At 62.6% G+C, this 15,726-nt stretch carries 16 protein-coding genes and 1 pseudogene; 10 read left to right on the forward strand and 7 right to left on the reverse strand.

Features of this window, described 5'->3' with window-relative positions; translation table 11 throughout:
* Positions 1-117: 117 nt before the first annotated feature.
* A complete protein-coding gene (locus tag IWW33_RS22930; protein WP_046786045.1) occupies positions 118-906 on the reverse strand; it encodes a formate/nitrite transporter family protein in 789 nt (262 codons plus the stop codon).
* Positions 907-1,366: 460 nt separating this feature from the next.
* Here IWW33_RS22930 and IWW33_RS22935 point away from each other — a divergent pair.
* From IWW33_RS22935 to IWW33_RS22945, 3 genes and pseudogenes are all read left to right on the forward strand, one after another.
* Positions 1,367-1,687: pseudogene (locus IWW33_RS22935) on the forward strand (hypothetical protein); the annotation flags it as partial.
* Between the two features lie 91 nt (positions 1,688-1,778).
* A complete protein-coding gene (locus tag IWW33_RS22940) occupies positions 1,779-2,624 on the forward strand; it encodes a DUF692 domain-containing protein (protein ID WP_174142596.1) in 846 nt (281 codons plus the stop codon).
* Positions 2,617-3,372, forward strand: coding sequence for a putative DNA-binding domain-containing protein (locus tag IWW33_RS22945; RefSeq protein WP_174142597.1), 756 nt, complete (start codon positions 2,617-2,619; stop codon positions 3,370-3,372). The genes IWW33_RS22940 and IWW33_RS22945 overlap by 8 nt, the downstream gene beginning before the upstream one ends.
* A 12-nt stretch (positions 3,373-3,384) precedes the next feature.
* On the opposite strand, the gene IWW33_RS22950 is transcribed toward IWW33_RS22945, so the two are convergent.
* A complete protein-coding gene (locus IWW33_RS22950) occupies positions 3,385-3,693 on the reverse strand; it encodes a hypothetical protein (protein WP_196996409.1) in 309 nt (102 codons plus the stop codon).
* 323 nt (positions 3,694-4,016) lie between these two features.
* Between IWW33_RS22950 and IWW33_RS22955 the strand changes: the two genes are divergently transcribed.
* On the forward strand, positions 4,017-4,496 hold the full coding sequence (locus tag IWW33_RS22955) for an isochorismatase family protein (RefSeq protein WP_119687118.1): 480 nt from the start codon (positions 4,017-4,019) through the stop codon (positions 4,494-4,496).
* Here the strand turns inward: IWW33_RS22955 and IWW33_RS22960 are convergent.
* Together IWW33_RS22960 and bamA are read right to left on the reverse strand one after the other, a co-directional pair.
* Positions 4,469-4,816 (reverse strand): hypothetical protein, encoded by a 348-nt coding sequence (locus IWW33_RS22960; RefSeq protein WP_046786050.1) that lies wholly within the window; start codon positions 4,814-4,816, stop codon positions 4,469-4,471. The two genes, IWW33_RS22955 and IWW33_RS22960, sit on opposite strands and share 28 nt — an antisense overlap.
* Before the next feature lie 158 nt (positions 4,817-4,974).
* Positions 4,975-7,338: an outer membrane protein assembly factor BamA gene (bamA, locus tag IWW33_RS22965; protein ID WP_196914403.1), complete on the reverse strand. Its 2,364-nt coding sequence runs from the start codon at positions 7,336-7,338 to the stop codon at positions 4,975-4,977.
* A gap of 213 nt (positions 7,339-7,551) precedes the next feature.
* Between bamA and IWW33_RS22970 the strand changes: the two genes are divergently transcribed.
* Both IWW33_RS22970 and IWW33_RS22975 read left to right on the forward strand, forming a co-directional pair.
* On the forward strand, positions 7,552-8,244 hold the full coding sequence (locus tag IWW33_RS22970) for a response regulator transcription factor (protein ID WP_119687116.1): 693 nt from the start codon (positions 7,552-7,554) through the stop codon (positions 8,242-8,244).
* A complete protein-coding gene (locus tag IWW33_RS22975) occupies positions 8,241-9,500 on the forward strand; it encodes an ATP-binding protein (protein ID WP_046786053.1) in 1,260 nt (419 codons plus the stop codon). Before IWW33_RS22970 ends, IWW33_RS22975 begins: the two co-directional genes overlap by 4 nt.
* Before the next feature lie 34 nt (positions 9,501-9,534).
* Here the strand turns inward: IWW33_RS22975 and IWW33_RS22980 are convergent, their stop codons facing one another.
* Complete coding sequence (locus IWW33_RS22980) at positions 9,535-10,236, reverse strand: DUF3053 domain-containing protein (RefSeq protein ID WP_119687114.1); 702 nt, start codon at positions 10,234-10,236, stop codon at positions 9,535-9,537.
* 127 nt (positions 10,237-10,363) lie between these two features.
* Entirely contained in the window at positions 10,364-11,317 is a 954-nt protein-coding gene (locus IWW33_RS22985) for a LysR family transcriptional regulator (protein ID WP_174141121.1), read from the reverse strand.
* A 147-nt stretch (positions 11,318-11,464) separates the two neighbouring features.
* Between IWW33_RS22985 and IWW33_RS22990 the strand changes: the two genes are divergently transcribed.
* The 4 genes from IWW33_RS22990 to IWW33_RS23005 are packed head-to-tail and all read left to right on the forward strand — an operon-like array spanning position 11,465 to position 15,245.
* Positions 11,465-12,292, forward strand: a complete 828-nt coding sequence (locus IWW33_RS22990; protein ID WP_046786405.1) for an amidohydrolase family protein — start codon at positions 11,465-11,467, stop codon at positions 12,290-12,292.
* Positions 12,293-12,334: 42 nt separating this feature from the next.
* Positions 12,335-13,684 (forward strand): MFS transporter, encoded by a 1,350-nt coding sequence (locus tag IWW33_RS22995; RefSeq protein WP_125924891.1) that lies wholly within the window; start codon positions 12,335-12,337, stop codon positions 13,682-13,684.
* Positions 13,681-14,421 carry an SDR family NAD(P)-dependent oxidoreductase gene (locus IWW33_RS23000; RefSeq protein WP_115274659.1) on the forward strand — a complete coding sequence of 247 codons (741 nt, stop codon included), beginning with the start codon at positions 13,681-13,683 and terminating at the stop codon, positions 14,419-14,421. Before IWW33_RS22995 ends, IWW33_RS23000 begins: the two co-directional genes overlap by 4 nt.
* The gene (locus tag IWW33_RS23005) at positions 14,418-15,245 is read left to right on the forward strand and encodes a sugar phosphate isomerase/epimerase (protein ID WP_174141122.1); all 828 of its coding nucleotides are present in this window, start codon (positions 14,418-14,420) and stop codon (positions 15,243-15,245) included. Before IWW33_RS23000 ends, IWW33_RS23005 begins: the two co-directional genes overlap by 4 nt.
* Here the strand turns inward: IWW33_RS23005 and IWW33_RS23010 are convergent.
* Positions 15,235-15,708 (reverse strand): YMGG-like glycine zipper-containing protein, encoded by a 474-nt coding sequence (locus tag IWW33_RS23010; protein ID WP_119687110.1) that lies wholly within the window; start codon positions 15,706-15,708, stop codon positions 15,235-15,237. The genes IWW33_RS23005 and IWW33_RS23010 overlap by 11 nt on opposite strands.
* Between the last annotated feature and the right edge of the window lie 18 nt (positions 15,709-15,726).

Raw genomic sequence — 15,726 nt, forward strand, 5'->3', positions numbered from 1 at the left:
ATTTCCTGCGACTGGAGGCTTTCGGCAAACGTTCAGGTTTTATTCGGGGCTTGCGGCAGTGTGCAGTCTCGGCCACTGCTTGACCGCAGGCTGCGCCACCCATGGCAAACGGCGGGCTTAACGCGTGGCGGCTTGTTCTTCTACCGAGGTGCCGAAGGAGACGTAGTACGCCAACCCGACGAAGATCGCCCCACCCACGGCGTTGCCCAGGAAGACTGCTGCAAGGTTGTGCACCAGCTGGCCCCAGCTCAGGTAACCGGCGAAGATCGCAGCTGGGATCAGGAACATGTTGGCCACCACGTGCTGGAAGCCGATGGCGACGAAGGCCATGATCGGGAACCAGATGCCGAGAATCTTGCCGCTCATCTCACGGCTGGCATACGCCAGCCACACTGCCAGGCACACCAGCCAGTTGCAGCCGATGCCCGAAACGAAGGCGTGGAGGAAGTCGGCGCTGGTCTTGCTGGTTGCCGCTGCCAGCGTCTTGTTCAGGTAGGCACCTTCAGTGAGCCCCAGCAAGTGGCCAAAGCAGTACGCCACGAACAGCGCGCCCAGCAGGTTTGCCACGGTCACCAGCAGCCAGTTGCGCGCGACGTCCACCAGGCGGATGCGCCGGGCGAACATCGCCAGGGGCAGGCTCATCATGTTGCCGGTGAGCAATTCGCCGCCTGCCAGGATGACCAGGATCAGCCCGATCGGAAATACCGCGGCGCCCAGCAAGTTGCCCAACGAGGCCCAGGGGGCAGGAATCATGGTACTGACATGGATGTGCAGCAGAAACCCCATTGAAATGAATGCGCCCGCCAGAAAACCCAGGATGAGCGTGGCGCGGGCGGGCAGGTGGGCTTTGCGGGTGCCGGCTTCGATGACCAGCTCGGTGATGCGGGAGGGCGTATTGACGGACATTTCAGTAACTCGAACACAAGGACGACGGTCACGCCGTGAGGCATGCAGCGGGTCGGGATTAACAGAGAGCGCGCAGGGCAGTTAGCGAGGTATTCAGAAGAAGGGCAAAACAGACAAGCTCGATCGACTTCGTAGAGCGGCGCACGTTATCTGAGGCAATTTGACGCAGTCAAATCGATAGGCTGGATGGTTTGATAGAGGCACTCGATGATGGGTGCTGTGAGGCCTGACGCGGCCTGTCGGTTTCGCTTTGGCAGACACGCCTGTGTATCACTCTGTATCAAGGCGCTTTGCCAAGCCACTTGCTTACAAATGCCTCGTTCTGCCGATACGTCACGGATACATGCCTCAGGCCAAATGAGCCAACCCGAATGAACAGCCCGACGGCCTGTAGTTCTGGCGCAATCGCCCTTGAGGCATGACCGCGCGGCTTGGCCGCGCACCTATCCGGAGAAGCACCATGTCCCGTATCCAGTTCCCCAACAAGACCCGCCTTGGCCTGCTCAGCATCGCACTGGTGGGCGGCATCAACCTGACCGCATCGGCCTTTGCTGTCGAAGCACTGCCGCAGGGCTACCAGCTCGCTGCTGCCGAAAAGGCCGGGGAGGGCAAATGTGGCGAGGGCAAGTGCGGCGCCGACAGCGCCCATGCCAAGGCCACCCAGACCGAAGGTAAATGCGGCGAGGGCAAATGTGGCGCCAGCGATGCCAAGGCCAAGGCTACCCAGGCCGAAGGCAAGTGTGGTGAAGGCAAGTGTGGCGATGCCTCGCGTGCCCCATCTGTAGCTGACTGAGCCAGGCCAGGACTGACCACCAGCGCTATCCTCCCTGCGCTGATAGGCCCGGGAGGGTGGTCGCTTCAAGGAGCACGCCATGAGCACATCCCTTCCCTTGCAAGGCGCCGGCCTTGGTCTGCGCCGGGCGCTGCTGCCTGAGTTGCTGACCATGGCCCCCGGTGCCGTGGACTTTCTCGAATGCGCCCCTGACAACTGGATCGGTGTAGGCGGCAGTTATGGCAAAGGCCTGGAGCGCCTGGCTGAGCGTTTCCCGCTGGCTTGTCATGGTTTGTCCCTGTCGTTGGGCGGGCCTGAGCCTCTGGATCGCGCTTTTCTACGGCAGATCCGCGATTTTCTCGACCGTTATCGCGTGCCACTGTTCAGCGAGCACCTGAGCTACTGTAGCGATGACGGTCATCTCTACGACCTGATTCCCATGCCCTTCACCGACGAAGCCGTGCGCCATACCGCTGAGCGCATCCATCAGGTGCAGGACGCGCTCGGCCGGCGCATCGCGGTGGAAAACATCTCCTATTACGCTGCACCGTACCAGGCGATGAGCGAAATCGAGTTCCTGAGCGCCGTGCTCGAAGAAGCCGGCTGCGACCTGTTGCTTGACATCAACAACCTGATCGTCAATGCCTGCAACCACCGCTATGACGCTGCCGATTTCCTCGCCCGCGTGCCGGCCGAGCGGGTGGTGTGCCTGCACGTGGCCGGGCACTACGATGAAGCACCGGATCTGAAGATCGATACCCACGGTGCGAGCGTGAAGGAGGAGGTGTGGCGCTTGCTGGCCCGTGCCTATGAGCATTTGGGTGCTGTACCGACCCTGCTGGAGCGCGATTTCAACCTGCCGCCGCTGGCCGAACTGTTGCTTGAGGTGGATTACATTCGCGACCTGCAAACCGCTGCAAGCGCGCCGCAGGTGCGCCATGGCTGATACCTTGCGCGAGCAGCAGATGCGGATGGCCCGGTTCATCCGTGACCCGCAGTCCAACCCGCCGCCACCGGGCATCGAGGCGCGGCGCCTGGCGGTGTATCGGCGGCTGTTCTTCGGCAATGTGCAGTCGCTGCTGGCCGGCAGCTTTCCGGTGCTGCAGGCTAGCCTGGGACCTGAGCGGTGGCTGGCGCTGATTGAAAGCTTCTACGCCAACCATCGCTGCCAGACGCCGCTGTTCACCGAAGTGGCTGGCGAGCTGGTCGAATACCTGCAAAACCGTGCCGACCAGCCGGGCTGGGTGGCCGAACTGGCCCATTATGAATGGATCGAGACGGTGCTGATGCTCAGTGATGGCACAGACCTGGCGCATGACCCGAACGGTGACCTGCTTCAGGGCGTACCGTTATTGTCCTGCCTTGCTGCACCACTTGCCTACGCGTGGCCGGTCAGCCATATCGGCCCTGGGCGTATTCCATCGCAGGTGCCGACAACGCCGACCCTTCTGTTGGCCTGCCGCGGCGCAGACCACAAGGTGCATTTCTCGCGCCTTGCGCCGCTGGCCCATGCGTTGCTGGTGTCTTTGCAGGAAAGGCAAGTGAGCGGGCGTGAACACCTGGCAGGGTTGGCAGCACGTGCCGGCATCGAACCGGGCACCGTTGAAACCTTGGGACTTGAACTGTTGATAAATCTCAAATCTCAAGGCGTGGTGCTCGGGACCAGGCTGCACGAAAGACCCATGAGGCTTTGATTCCAACCAGAATCAGCGGCGATAGTAGTGGTGATCGGCTTCGTAGCGGTGGTGCATGGCCCGCTCATGGCGGCGCTGCCAGTCGCGGCGGCGTTCCGCTTCACGGCGCGCCTGCTCACGGCGCCATTGGTCGCGCCGCCATTGGTCACGACGCCAGTCGTCTCTACGGTCGTGCCAGTGGCCGTCGCGCCGGTAACGGTCATCATGGGCAAGCAGCGTAGCGGGTTGCGCGGCTGCTACGCTCGCCAGGCTCGGCCAAGGGCTGCTGGCGCCCTCGATGTGGGCCTGAGAAGAGGTGGCCTTGGTTGCGAGCAGCGGCATTGACGCCTTCGCCGGTGTTGCAGATGCCGAGCCCATTGCCGCGAACGCGAACAGGCCCAGAAGCACTATCCGTGGGACATGGATTTTCATGAGCGAAGACAACCTCTGATAGACATTGGGACGTTGGGCCATGGCGTCGCGGGCAAACCCTGAGGGAGCCGGCAATCTTCATCAGCCTGTTCACATAGACCTTCAAACCGAAAAAAGTTCTAGAAAACCGCAACTTGACTCATCAGTGGTGCAACGCGGGGTGCTGGTCAAGGGCGTCATCGGCCACCAGCAACGGTATACTCCGTACCTTTGCCAGCGCCCCGGAGACAGCCATGCGGCAGGTTTTACTCATCGTCGATGTACAGTCCACCTTCAGCCCGCCCGAGTGGCTGGTCGATGGTGTGCGCGCGTTGTCTGCGACGATCCCGACCATTGCCTCGGTCCAGTTGCATGATGAACAGGTCACGCCGTTCGAGCGGCAGCTTGGCTGGCACCCTGCAGCAGAAGACGAGTGCCTGGTCGAGGCTGACAAGGTCTTTGTCAAACAGGGTTACAGGCAGACTGCCGAGACCATCGAGTACATCAGGGGGCTGGGGGCGGAGCGGGTGTTGGTCTGCGGGTTGCAGACCGAGACGTGCGTGCTTGCCGCCGGCTTTGCCCTGTTCGACGAAGGGCTCATGCCGACGTTGATTACCGACCTGACGGTGGGGTCTTCCCTGGATCGTTCAGGGAAAATGGGCATCGAGCTGTGGAAGCATCACTTCGGTAATGTCATCACCCGGGCTCAGGTGCTGGCCGAAGGTTGCGTCTGACACGGTCCTGACCGGTCGCTGATCCACACGAGCGGGCGCGATGGCTCAGCGCTGGCCATGCGCTTGAGTGTTTCTGAATCGAGCAAGGTGCTTACCTGGCCGACCATGGCAAGCAGGCGATCGGCGAAATCTGCGCTGATGATGCCGCTGTCTTCCAGGGATATTCCATGACCTTCGTGCTGGATCGCCAGATGGTAGTGGCTCACGCCCTGGTCGTTTTCGCTGCTGGCCAGCGTCACGATGCAGCTTGGGCCGAGCAACCTGGCCAGGCGTTGCTGCACCTGCTCCAGCAGCGGGGTGGGTAGTTGTTCTTGCAGCATGAAGGGGTACCTGCCAGGCGAGTTCTAGGGGGAGTCAGCTTAGGCAAACGGACTGTCAACTTGGGTTAAGCCGGGGTAAAAGCGGGTAAGACCCGCTTCCCGTGAAGCGGACTGCTCGCGACCGCTGCCGGCACGACACAACCCCGCTCCTGGATAAGTCAGAAGGTCTGCCCCAGCGAGAACTGGAATATCTGCGTCTCGGCGTTCTCCGGCTTCTTTACCGGTGTGGCAAGGCTGAACGTCAGCGGCCCCATGGGGCTGTACCAGGTCACGCCGACGCCCAGCGACACCGCCAGCTGGTCAAGGCCCACACTGCCGCAACCCTGCGTGGTGGACAGGTAGCACGTGTCGGAAAACACGTTGCCCGCGTCCACGAACACCGAGCTGCGAAGCTGGCGCTGGTCTTTGATGAAGGGCATCGGGAAGATGTACTCGGCGCCGCCGGTCACCAGGATGTTGCCGCCCAGTGCATCGGTATCGCGGTCGGAGTAATAGGCTTGACCGGCACTTGCATAGGTACCGGTCGCCGGCGTATTGCGCGGGCCCAGCGAGCCATCCTTGAAGCCGCGTACCGAACCCTGGCCACCGGCTGTGTAGTTCTCATAGAAGGGCAGGCCCTCGGTGGAGCCGTAGCCATCCCCGTAGCCCAGGCTGGTATGCAGGCGCAATGTGGTGCGTTCGCTCAGCGGCAGGTAGGTCTGGCCGCTGTAGTCGAGCTTGTAGAAGGACAGGTCGCTGCCTGGCGTGGTGGCCATCAGCGTCAGGCTCTGTGAGTGGCCACGGGTCGCCAGCACCCCCTTGTTCAAGGTCGACTCGGACCAGCCGATCGAAGCCTTGAGGTTGTTGAAACTTTCGCCCTCGCGCTGGATGAAGTCATAGATCTCGTCGGCGCTATAGGTGCCGGGGGAGATGTCATCGTGTTGCAGGGTCAGGCCGTAGGTCAGGCGCGACGTTTCGCTGATCGGGTAGCCCAAGCTCACGCCCGCGCCATAGCTGTTGATGGCGTAGTAGGAAACGCCGTCATCGTAGTAATCGCTGTAGTCGGTGCTGCTGTAGAACAGGTTGTAGCCCAGGCTCACGCCATCTTCGGTGAAATACGGGTTGGTGAAGCCGAAGTTGTACTTGGTCTGGTATTGCGAACGGGTCAGGCCGATGGACACCTTGTTACCGGTACCGAGGAAGTTGGTCTGGCTGATCGAGCCGCCCAGGATCAGGCCGGCGCTCTGGGCGAAGCCCACGCTGGCGGTGATCGAGCCGGATGCCTGCTCTTCGACGCTGTAGTTGACGTCGACCTGGTCGTCGGTGCCCGGCACTGGCGGGGTCTCGACGTTGACTTCCTTGAAGAAGCCCAGGCGCTCCAGGCGGGTCTTGGACTGGTCGATCAGGTAGGTCGAAGCCCAGCCGCCTTCCATCTGGCGCATTTCGCGGCGCAGCACTTCGTCTTCGGTCTTGGTGTTGCCGCGGTAGTTGATGCGGTTGACGTAGGCACGCTTGCCCGGGTCGACCACGAACATGATGTCGACGGTATGGTCTTCGTCATTGGGCTGTGGCACGCCGTTGACGTTGGCGAAGGTATAGCCTTCGTTACCAAGGCGGCGGGTGATCAGCTCGGACGTGGTGGTCATCACCTTGCGCGAGAACACCTGGCCCGGCTGCACCAGCAGCAGCGACTTGACCTGGTCTTCCGGCACCTTCAGGTCGCCCGACAGCTTCACGTCACGAACGGTGTACTTCTCGCCTTCGTTGACGTTGACGGTGATGTAGACGTGCTTCTTGTCCGGGGTGATCGACACCTGGGTGGAAGCGATGTCCATGTTGATGTAGCCGCGGTCCAGGTAGTAGGAACGCAGGCGCTCCAGGTCACCGGAAAGTTTTTCGCGGGCGTACTTGTCGTCGTTCTTGAAGAACGACAGCCAGTTGGTGGTCTTGAGCTCGAACAGCTGCGCCAGCTCTTCATCATCGAACACGGTGTTGCCGACGACGTTGATGTGCTGGATGGCAGCGACGGTGCCTTCGTTGATCTTGATCTTCAGGGCAACCCGGTTGCGCGGCTGCGGCACCACCTCGGCGTCGACCTCGGCCGAGTAGCGGCCCTGGGCCACGTACTGGCGCTGCAGTTCGTTACGCACGCCTTCGAGGGTGGCACGCTGGAAGATCTCGCCTTCGGCCAGGCCCGACTGTTTCAGGCCCTTCATCAGGTCTTCGGTGCTGATCGCCTTGTTGCCTTCGATCTCGATGCTCGACACCGACGGGCGCTCGACCACGTTGATGATCAGGACATCGCCGTCGCGGTTCAGCTGGATATCCTGGAAGAAGCCGGTCTTGAACAGCGAACGGGTCGACTCCACCAGGCGCCGGTCATCGGCCTGATCGCCCACGTTCAGGGGCAAGGCACCGAAAACGCTGCCGGCGGATACCCGCTGCAGGCCGTTGACCCTGATGTCGGCGATCCTGAACGGCGCCGCCTGGGCCACGCAGGCTTGTAGCAGCAGGATGGAGAGCAACAGACGCGGGTAGTTCATCGGGGGTTCCAGGCGGGCGTAAGGGTGGCTGAGCAGGCTCGGCGAAGGCGCGCGGCGGCTGCCAGGCAAGCGGGCGATGAGGATAAGGGCGGGCTGTGTTTGGCGCGGTTAACCCAGGGTAAAGATGTGTAAAGTTCGCCCAGCTTGCGGTGACAGCCTGGCGCGGCAGGGCGATCATGAGCGCTTTGTAACCCCTGCCTAAGTGTACCCACCATGATTCCTGTGCTGTTGGTCGATGACGACCGCGAACTCACCGAAATGCTTGCCCTTTACCTGGCCCGCGAAGGTTTCCAGGCGACCGCCGTGGCTAGCGGCGAAGAGGGCGAGACCAAAGCCTTGAGTGGGGCTTTTCGCATCGTGGTGCTGGATGTGATGCTGCCGGGCATCTCAGGGATCGAAGTGTTGCGGCGCATTCGTGCGCGTAGCCAGGTTCCGGTGCTGTTGCTCACCGCTCGTGGTGACAACATCGACCGCATTGCCGGCCTGGAGCTGGGTGCCGATGACTACGTGCCCAAGCCCAGCTCCCCGGGCGAACTGGTGGCGCGCTTACGCGCGATCCTGCGCCGGGTGCAACCGCACGCGTTGGCTGAAAGCCAGGCTGGCGAAGCCATCGGCAGTGGGGCGCTGACGTTGTGGCCAGGGCGCCGCAAGGCCCAGTGGGCCGCTGCTCCTCTGGAACTGACCGGGACTGAATTCAGCCTGCTCGAAGCGTTGGCTCGCCAGGCGGGCCAACTGGTGAGCAAGCAAGACCTGTCGCTCAACGCCCTGGGCCGCCCGCTGACCCGTTACGATCGACGCATCGATGTGCACATCAGCAGCATCCGTCAGAAGCTCGGCCCACGCGCCGACGGCAGCAGCTGGATCCAGAGCGTACGGGGCATGGGCTACATGCTGATCGTCGAATGATGCGTCGGCGCCTGTTCTGGAAGCTGTTTCTGGCCTTCTGGCTGGCCAATAGCCTGACGTTCCTGGTGGGCGCGGGGGCCTTCATGCTCGACGACCTGCGTGGCGACACCCCGGCGCTGCGTTCGCTGCTGGTTACCGAGCTGAACATGTTGCACCGCTACGGCGAGCAGGCCGGCCGCCAGCTGTTGCAGGTTTCGCCCCAGCCAGAAGGTGTGCAGGTGGGGCTGTATGACGGCACCGGCCACTTGCTGGCCGGCAGGGCTGTGGCCATGCCTCGTTTCGAGCGGGCGCTGCTCGACCAGGGCGGCCAGGCCCTGGTGCTGCGCGCTTCGGTGGCAACCTCCCTTGACGAGGCGCCGCGCCCCCGCGCCATGGGCCCGCTCCTCACCGGTACGTTGATGAGCGCGTTGTTTGCCTTGCTGTGTAGCCTGTACCTGACCAGGCCCTTGACCTGGCTGCGCGAGGCCATGGGGCAGGTCGCCCAGGGCCGGTTCGAAGTGCGCGTCAAGCCACGCCTGGGCAAGCGCCGCGACGAGATCGTCGACCTTGCCGAAGACTGCGACCGCATGGCCAGCCAGCTCAAGGCGCTGGTCGAGGCCCAGCAGCAACTGCTGCATGATATTTCTCACGAGCTGCGCTCGCCTTTGACCCGTATGCACGCGGCCATCGGCCTGATACGCCAGCAGCCGGACCGCGGTGAAATGCTTGAACGCATCGAGCGCGAATCACGGCGCATGGATGACCTGATCGAGCAACTGCTGACCCTGGCGCGTGCCCAGTCACAGCCGTGCGATGGCAATTGCGAAGCGCTGGATGTGGTCGAGTTGCTGGCGCAAATAGTCGAAGATGCCCGTTTCGAGGCCGGCATGAAGCAATGCCAGGTTTCGCTGAGCGCGGATGACGCATTTTTTACCCGCGGGCATGAGGAGCTGCTGTATCGCGCCTTTGAGAACGTGGTGCGCAATGCCGTGCGTTACACCGCTGCGGGTACCGAAGTACGGGTGCTGGCGCTGCTGGCCGACGACGGTGAACAGCTGGAAGTGACCATCATCGACCAAGGGCCAGGTGTGGACCCGGCGCGCCTGCAGAGCATTTTCGAGCCGTTCGACCGGGGTATGGACAGCGGCAGCGATGGCTTTGGCCTGGGCTTGGCCATCGCCCGTCGGGCAATCGCGCTGCATCAGGGCACGATCACCGCCCAGGCGGGAGAGGGAGGGGGATTGCGGGTGAACATCCAATTGCCGCAGCGGGTATGAGCAAACCCTCACCCGCCGCCTCAATCGCAGCCGACTAGCGCCCGAGCATCACCGTCTTCAGCCTTGCCTGCGCCTGCTGCACGGTCTTGGCCTGGTTGTTCAGGTCCGCCAGCAAGGCATTCAACTCAGCCTGAACGGTCGGGTCGGACACCTTCACGATGGCCCCGTTGATTTCTATCTTTTCCTTGTGCGCATCCACGTAGTCGGCCACCTTCAGGCTGCTGTCCAGGGTGCCGTTGATTTGCGGCAGCACGTCCAGGAAGGTGTCGGCCGGGACGCTGACGGTGCGCTCAAAGGCCTTGTCGTAAACCACCTTGAGGTCTTGCGGCTGCTTGAGCTGGGCATGGGCGGTGTCCGCCTTGGCCTTTTGCTCCTGCAACTGCTTGCCCATGTCGTTCAGGCCGGTCTGCACCGCTTTTATGTCGTCACGGCGGGCAGTGACATCATTGAGCGAGCGAACCGCGCCTTTTTGCAGCAGGTTACCCAGAGGCTGCACGGCGGCATCCATCGCGCCGTTGAACTGGGTGATGACTGCATAGTGATCGCTGTAGGGGCCAAAAGCCTTGGTTTCGTCTGCGCTCAGCTTGGGCACATGCACCCCTGGCTTGTCGACGATACGGGTCTGCAGGAATTCGCTGAAGGCGGCACGTTGCTTGGGTTCGCTGTCGCCGCAGGCGGCGAGTACCAGGGGCAGGGCGAGGGCGAGCAGCCAGCGGGGCTGGAATGAGACGTTCATGTCGGTGAATCTCCTGAGTGCATGGGTAGGCCTGCGCACCGTCACGCGCTGCGCGGCGGTGCAAGGTTAGCGTTTTCCAGCCTGCGGATCCAATCTGGCAGTGAAGGTAAATCCAGACCCGCCGGCTTCACATGCTGGGCAACTCGAACCCGGGGATCTGCCGCCCCAGCTTGAGCGCCTGGCCATGCAGCACGCGCATCAGGTGCAGCGCCGCCTGCGACGGCGGTTCAAAGCGCGAATGGACGAAGCTGATATCGAAGTGAATTTCGTCAGCCAAGCGCACTACGGCCAGGCCGCTGTCCTGTGCCACGAACTCATCGATCAAGGTGATGCCCATGCCTTGCTTGACCAGTGCCACGGCTTCGTTGGCATTGGTGAACGACAACAGCGAGTCCAGGTGAAGGCCGCGGCGCGCTATCTCCTCGGCCAGCAGCTTGCCGAACGGCATATCCGGACGGAACAGTAACAGCGGGTGGCCTTCCAGCTGCTGCAGGGTCAGTGAGGGCTGCTGTGCCAGGGGGTAATCGACGGGCATTGCAACGACCATGCGCCCACGCATGAAGGCCTGGGAATGCAAATGATCGTGCACCACCGGCAGGGCGGCGATCGACAGGTCGACCTTTTTTGACAGGATCTGGTTGGGCATCTCGCCCATCAGCGAGGTCTGCCATTCGATCTGCAGTGCGGGCGCCTCACGCTTGAGCTGGGCCAGGGCGATCGGGATCACCACCGTCGACAACGAGGCGCTGCAGGAAATCCGCAGCTTGCGCTGGGTGCCGGTGGCCAGCCCCACTGCGCACTCATTGACCTGCAACGCCGCCTGATACACCCGTTCGACCTCACGGAACAGGATCTGCGCCTCGGCGGTGGGTACCAGGCGGTTGTTGATGCGCTCGAACAGGCGGTAGGCCAGCCGCCCCTCGATGTAGCCGATGAGCTTGCTGACCGCCGGCTGCGAGACGTAGAGCATCTTCGCGGCGGCGCTGATCGAGCCGGTCAGCATCACCGCCCTGAACACCTCCATGTGCCGCAGTTTGAACACCAGTGCACTGGCGTCGCTGCCTTCTTTGCCGGGAAGCATGAGTATTACCTTAGGTTATGGTCTTCGCCATCTGTGTATGAGCGCTATCGCTACGCCCGCAGTATCGTGAACCCAGGCAAATCGCCCCTGGTGGCGAACAATAACAAGATCTGCAGGCAAGCGCAGTGGCGCTTGAAGGAACCGCTTTTGAACATCTTTGATGAACCGAAGATCGATTGCCATAACCATTTGTTTGACCCTGCACGCTTCGCTTACCACCCCGATGCGCCGTACGCACCGTCCGGTCAGGAGGTCGCGCCGCTGGAGCAGTTCAACCAGGTGATGGATGCCTATGGCGTGCGTCATGCCTTGTTGGTGGGGCCCAACAGTGGCTACCACACTGACAACCGCTGCCTGCTGCATGCCTTGGCCAGCGGTCAGGGGCGTTTCAAGGGCATAGCGGTAGTCGATCGTCACATCAGCCTCGAGCAACTGGCCGCGCTGCGTGAGCAGGGCGTGGTCGGTGTGGCCTTCAACCCGGCGATGTATGGCGTGGCGAGCCTGCATGACGTCGGGCCGTTGTTCGGCAAGCTTGCCGAACTTGGCCTGTTCGCCCAGATCCAGGTGTGCGAAGACCAGCTCGTCGAATTGCTCGGCCTGATCGAGCGCAGTGCGGTGCGGGTATTGATAGACCATTGCGGGCGCCCGGATGCGGCGGCCGGTACCCAACAGGCCGGCTTCCAGGCACTGCTCAGGCTGGCCCGGCATGGGCGGGCCAGCGTGAAGCTCTCGGGCATGCAGAAATTCGCCGCTACTGCTGCCCTGCATGCGCAGAGCAGCGCCTTTGTGCACGAGTTGATCCACGCTTTTGGTCCGCAAGCCTGTGTATGGGGTTCGGACTGGCCGTTCATCCGCCAGCAAACCCGGGTGGACTACGGCCCCTTGCTGAAGTTGGCCGAGCGCCTGATGCCAGACCCGCACCTGCGGCGAACCATCATGTGGGATACCCCCAGGCGCCTGTTCGGGTTTGCCTGACGCCTGCGCATTCGCCATTCCAATAACAAGAGAGCAATTGTCATGAATGCTGATCAGCCTAGCGGCGCCGGGGTGTTCGACACGCCTGCGCGCCAGCAGCAACGTACCCGTACCCGTTTCATGATTCTGGCGCTGATCTCTGGCGGCACCATGATCAACTACCTGGACCGCAGCGTCATGGGCATCGCCGCGCCAAGCATCAGCGCCGATCTGGGGCTGAATGCGGCGATGATGGGGGTGATTTTCTCCGCGTTCTCATGGACCTACGCTGCTGCGCAGATCCCCGGCGGCATACTGATCGACCGGCTGGGCACCAAGCTCACCTACTGGTTGGCACTGACGTTGTGGTCGCTGTTCACCGGCCTGCAGGGCTTGGCCCAAGGGTTTCTGTCCTTGCTGGGCATGCGCTTTCTGGTCGGTGTGACAGAAGCGCCGTGCTTCCCCACCAACAGCCGCGTGGTGGCGACCTGGTTCCCGCAAAGCGAGCGGGCCAGGGCGACGGGTATCTACACCTTTGCCGAGTACACCGGCCTTGCGTTCCTGACACCGTTGCTGTTTTGGGTCTTGCACGCCTATGGCTGGCGCTTTCTGCTGATGGCGGTCGGGTTGCTGGGCGTGCTCTACGGCGTGGTCTGGTGGCGCAAATACCATGAGCCACACCAGTCGACCACCGCCAACCAGGCAGAGCTGGACCATATCGCTGCCGGCGGTGGCGTGGTCGATGGTGGCCAGAAAGCCACGGTGTTCCAGTGGTCACAGATCCCGGCGCTGCTCAAGCACCGCAACATGCTCGGTATCTGCCTGGGGCAGTTCGCCTGCAACTCGACCAACGTGTTTTTCCTCACCTGGTTCCCGACCTACCTGGTCACCGAGCGGCATATGCCGTGGCTCAAGGTCGGCTGGGTGGCGGTGCTGCCGTTCATCGCCGCTTCGTTGGGCACGCTGGTCGGCGGCTGGCTCTCCGATGCCTTGCTGCGCCGCGGCTACTCGCTAAATGTGGCGCGCAAGCTGCCGGTGATCGCCGGCCTGCTGACCGCGTCGGTCATTGTCCTGGCCAACTATGTCGAGTCGGACGTGCTGGTCATCGCCATCCTCTGTATTGCCTATTTCGCCCAGGGTATGTCGGCCCTGGCCTGGATGATCGTTTCCGACATCGCGCCCAAAGGCTTGCTGGGCCTCAGTGGCGGGCTGTTCAACCTGTTCGCCAACGCCGCCGGCATCGTTACCCCATTGACCATCGGCCTGATCGTGACGGCCACCGGGTCATTCGTCTGGGCCCTGGTGTTCGTGTCCTCGATCACCGCGCTGGGCGCGCTGTGTTACCTGTTCATGGTGCGCGACCTGCGTCGCCTGCCGGATATTCCCTGTGTTGAAAAAGGAGCTGAACAATGAGCCAACCCCTGCAAGGGCAAACTGCAATCGTTACTGGCGGCATGCGTGGCATCGGCCTGGCCATCGCCCAACGGCTGCACACCGCCGGTGCCCAGGTGGTGATCTGGGACCTCGCGGTGGATGGCTGGGACAGCGTCGACAACGGTTTCGAGCCAGTGCTGCGCCAGGTTGTGGATGTCGCTTCGCTGGCCTCGGTCGAGGCGGCATTCGCTGACGTACTGGCGCGTGTGGGGCAGGTCGACATCCTGGTCAACAACGCTGGCATCAATGGGCCGGTGGTACCGTCCTGGGAATACCCGCCAGAAGCCTGGGACAAGGTCATCGCCATCGACCTGAACGGCGTCTTCTACTGCTGTCGAACGGCCATCCCGCATATGCGCGAGCGCGGCTATGGGCGGATCGTCAACGTGGCGTCGATGGCGGGCAAGGATGGCGTGCAGTACATAAGCGGCTACTCGGCTGCCAAGGCCGGGGTCATCGCCTTCACCAAGGCCGCAGCCAAGGAACTGGCGCAGGATGGCGTGTCGCTCAACTGCATCGCCCCGGCGATGGTCGAAACCCCGTTGATGGCCGAGATGACTGCGGAGCATATCGCGGCCAGCAAAGCCAAGATCCCGATGGGGCGTTTCCTCAAGGCTGAGGAGATTGCCAACATGGTGGCCTGGATCGCCGGGCCGGAATGCAGCTTTACCACAGGCTTCGTATTCGACCTCAGTGGCGGGAGGGCGACTTATTGAAGCCGCTAGGGATTGCCCACCTGACAGCGCTGGACCTTGCGCCTGAAGCGCTGGTGCGTGAAGCCGGCCGGGCCGGTTTCAGCACTGTTGGGTTGCGGCTGCACCCGGTGATGCCGGGTGCGCAAGCGTATCCGCTTGCGGGTGGTGGCCAGGCGCTACGGGAGCTGAAGGCTGTGATGGCAGGTGAGGGTGTAGGCGTTGCCGACATAGAGTTCGTCTCGCTGACGCCGCAGGTGCAGGTTGGCGATTGTGCGATGTTGCTGGCGGCAGGCGCTGAACTGGGTGCCACCAGCCTCACGGTATCCGGGGATGATGAAGACGGTGTGCGGCTTGCGCACAACTTTGCGGCGCTGTGTGAAATGGCCAAGGAGTATGGTTTGCGTGTGGACCTGGAGTTCATGCGCTGGAGACCGGTGGCGACCTTGCAGCAGGCGCTGGCTGTGTTGAACATGGCTGGGCAGTGCAATAGCGCGGTACTGGTGGATGCGCTGCATCTGTTCCGTTCGGGCGGGGATGTAGCGGCACTTGCCGAAGTTGACCCGCGCTACCTGCGAGCGGTGCAACTGTGTGATGCGCCGCTCACTGCGCCGGCTGAGGCATTGATTATCCAGGAGGCGCGTGAAGGGCGGTTATTGCCGGGGCAGGGGCAGTTGCCACTGGCAGCGTTGATGGGGGTGTTGCCGACGGATGTGCAGGTGAGTGTGGAAACGCCGTCGGTAACGCTTCGCGGTGAAAACCGGTTGAAACACGTGCGTGAAGCGACGCACGGTTGGTTAGGCAATGTTCGTCTGCCAACCAACCGGCAGCCCCAGATCAAGGATTGACCTGATATCCCCGCCCTTGCAGGCAACCGCTGTAGGCGCTGGCTTGCGCCGAACTTTGTGCCTGATCCTCGGTGCGCCGGTCCTCGCGGCGATCCTGGCGTTGCCGGGAACCACCGACGACCGCTCCGGCAGCGGCCACTTCCCCAGCACGGTTCTGCCGATACTCTTCTTTGGCGTCGTCGCCGGCCCGGTCAGACAACGCTTCATGCTGGTTGCTGCGTACCTGCGCGCCAGCGGCACCGGCTGCAGCACCCACAGCCGCGCCTTTGACCCGGCCACCGACATTGGGGCTGGAGGTAGTTGCGGCGTTGTTCGCGGCGTTGGCTGCCACGGTATTGCATTCATTGATATCCAGCTGCATCTGCTGGCTGCTCTGACCTTTTAATGGGGTTACCGACTGGGCCTGCAGTGCCGGGGCTACGCAAAGCAGCACCAGCAGGAAACTCCCTGTGAACGGACGCATGACACACCTCCACTGAAT

This window comes from Pseudomonas sp. M2, assembly GCF_015751845.1.
Taxonomy (GTDB): Bacteria; Pseudomonadota; Gammaproteobacteria; order Pseudomonadales; family Pseudomonadaceae; genus Aquipseudomonas; species Aquipseudomonas putida_E.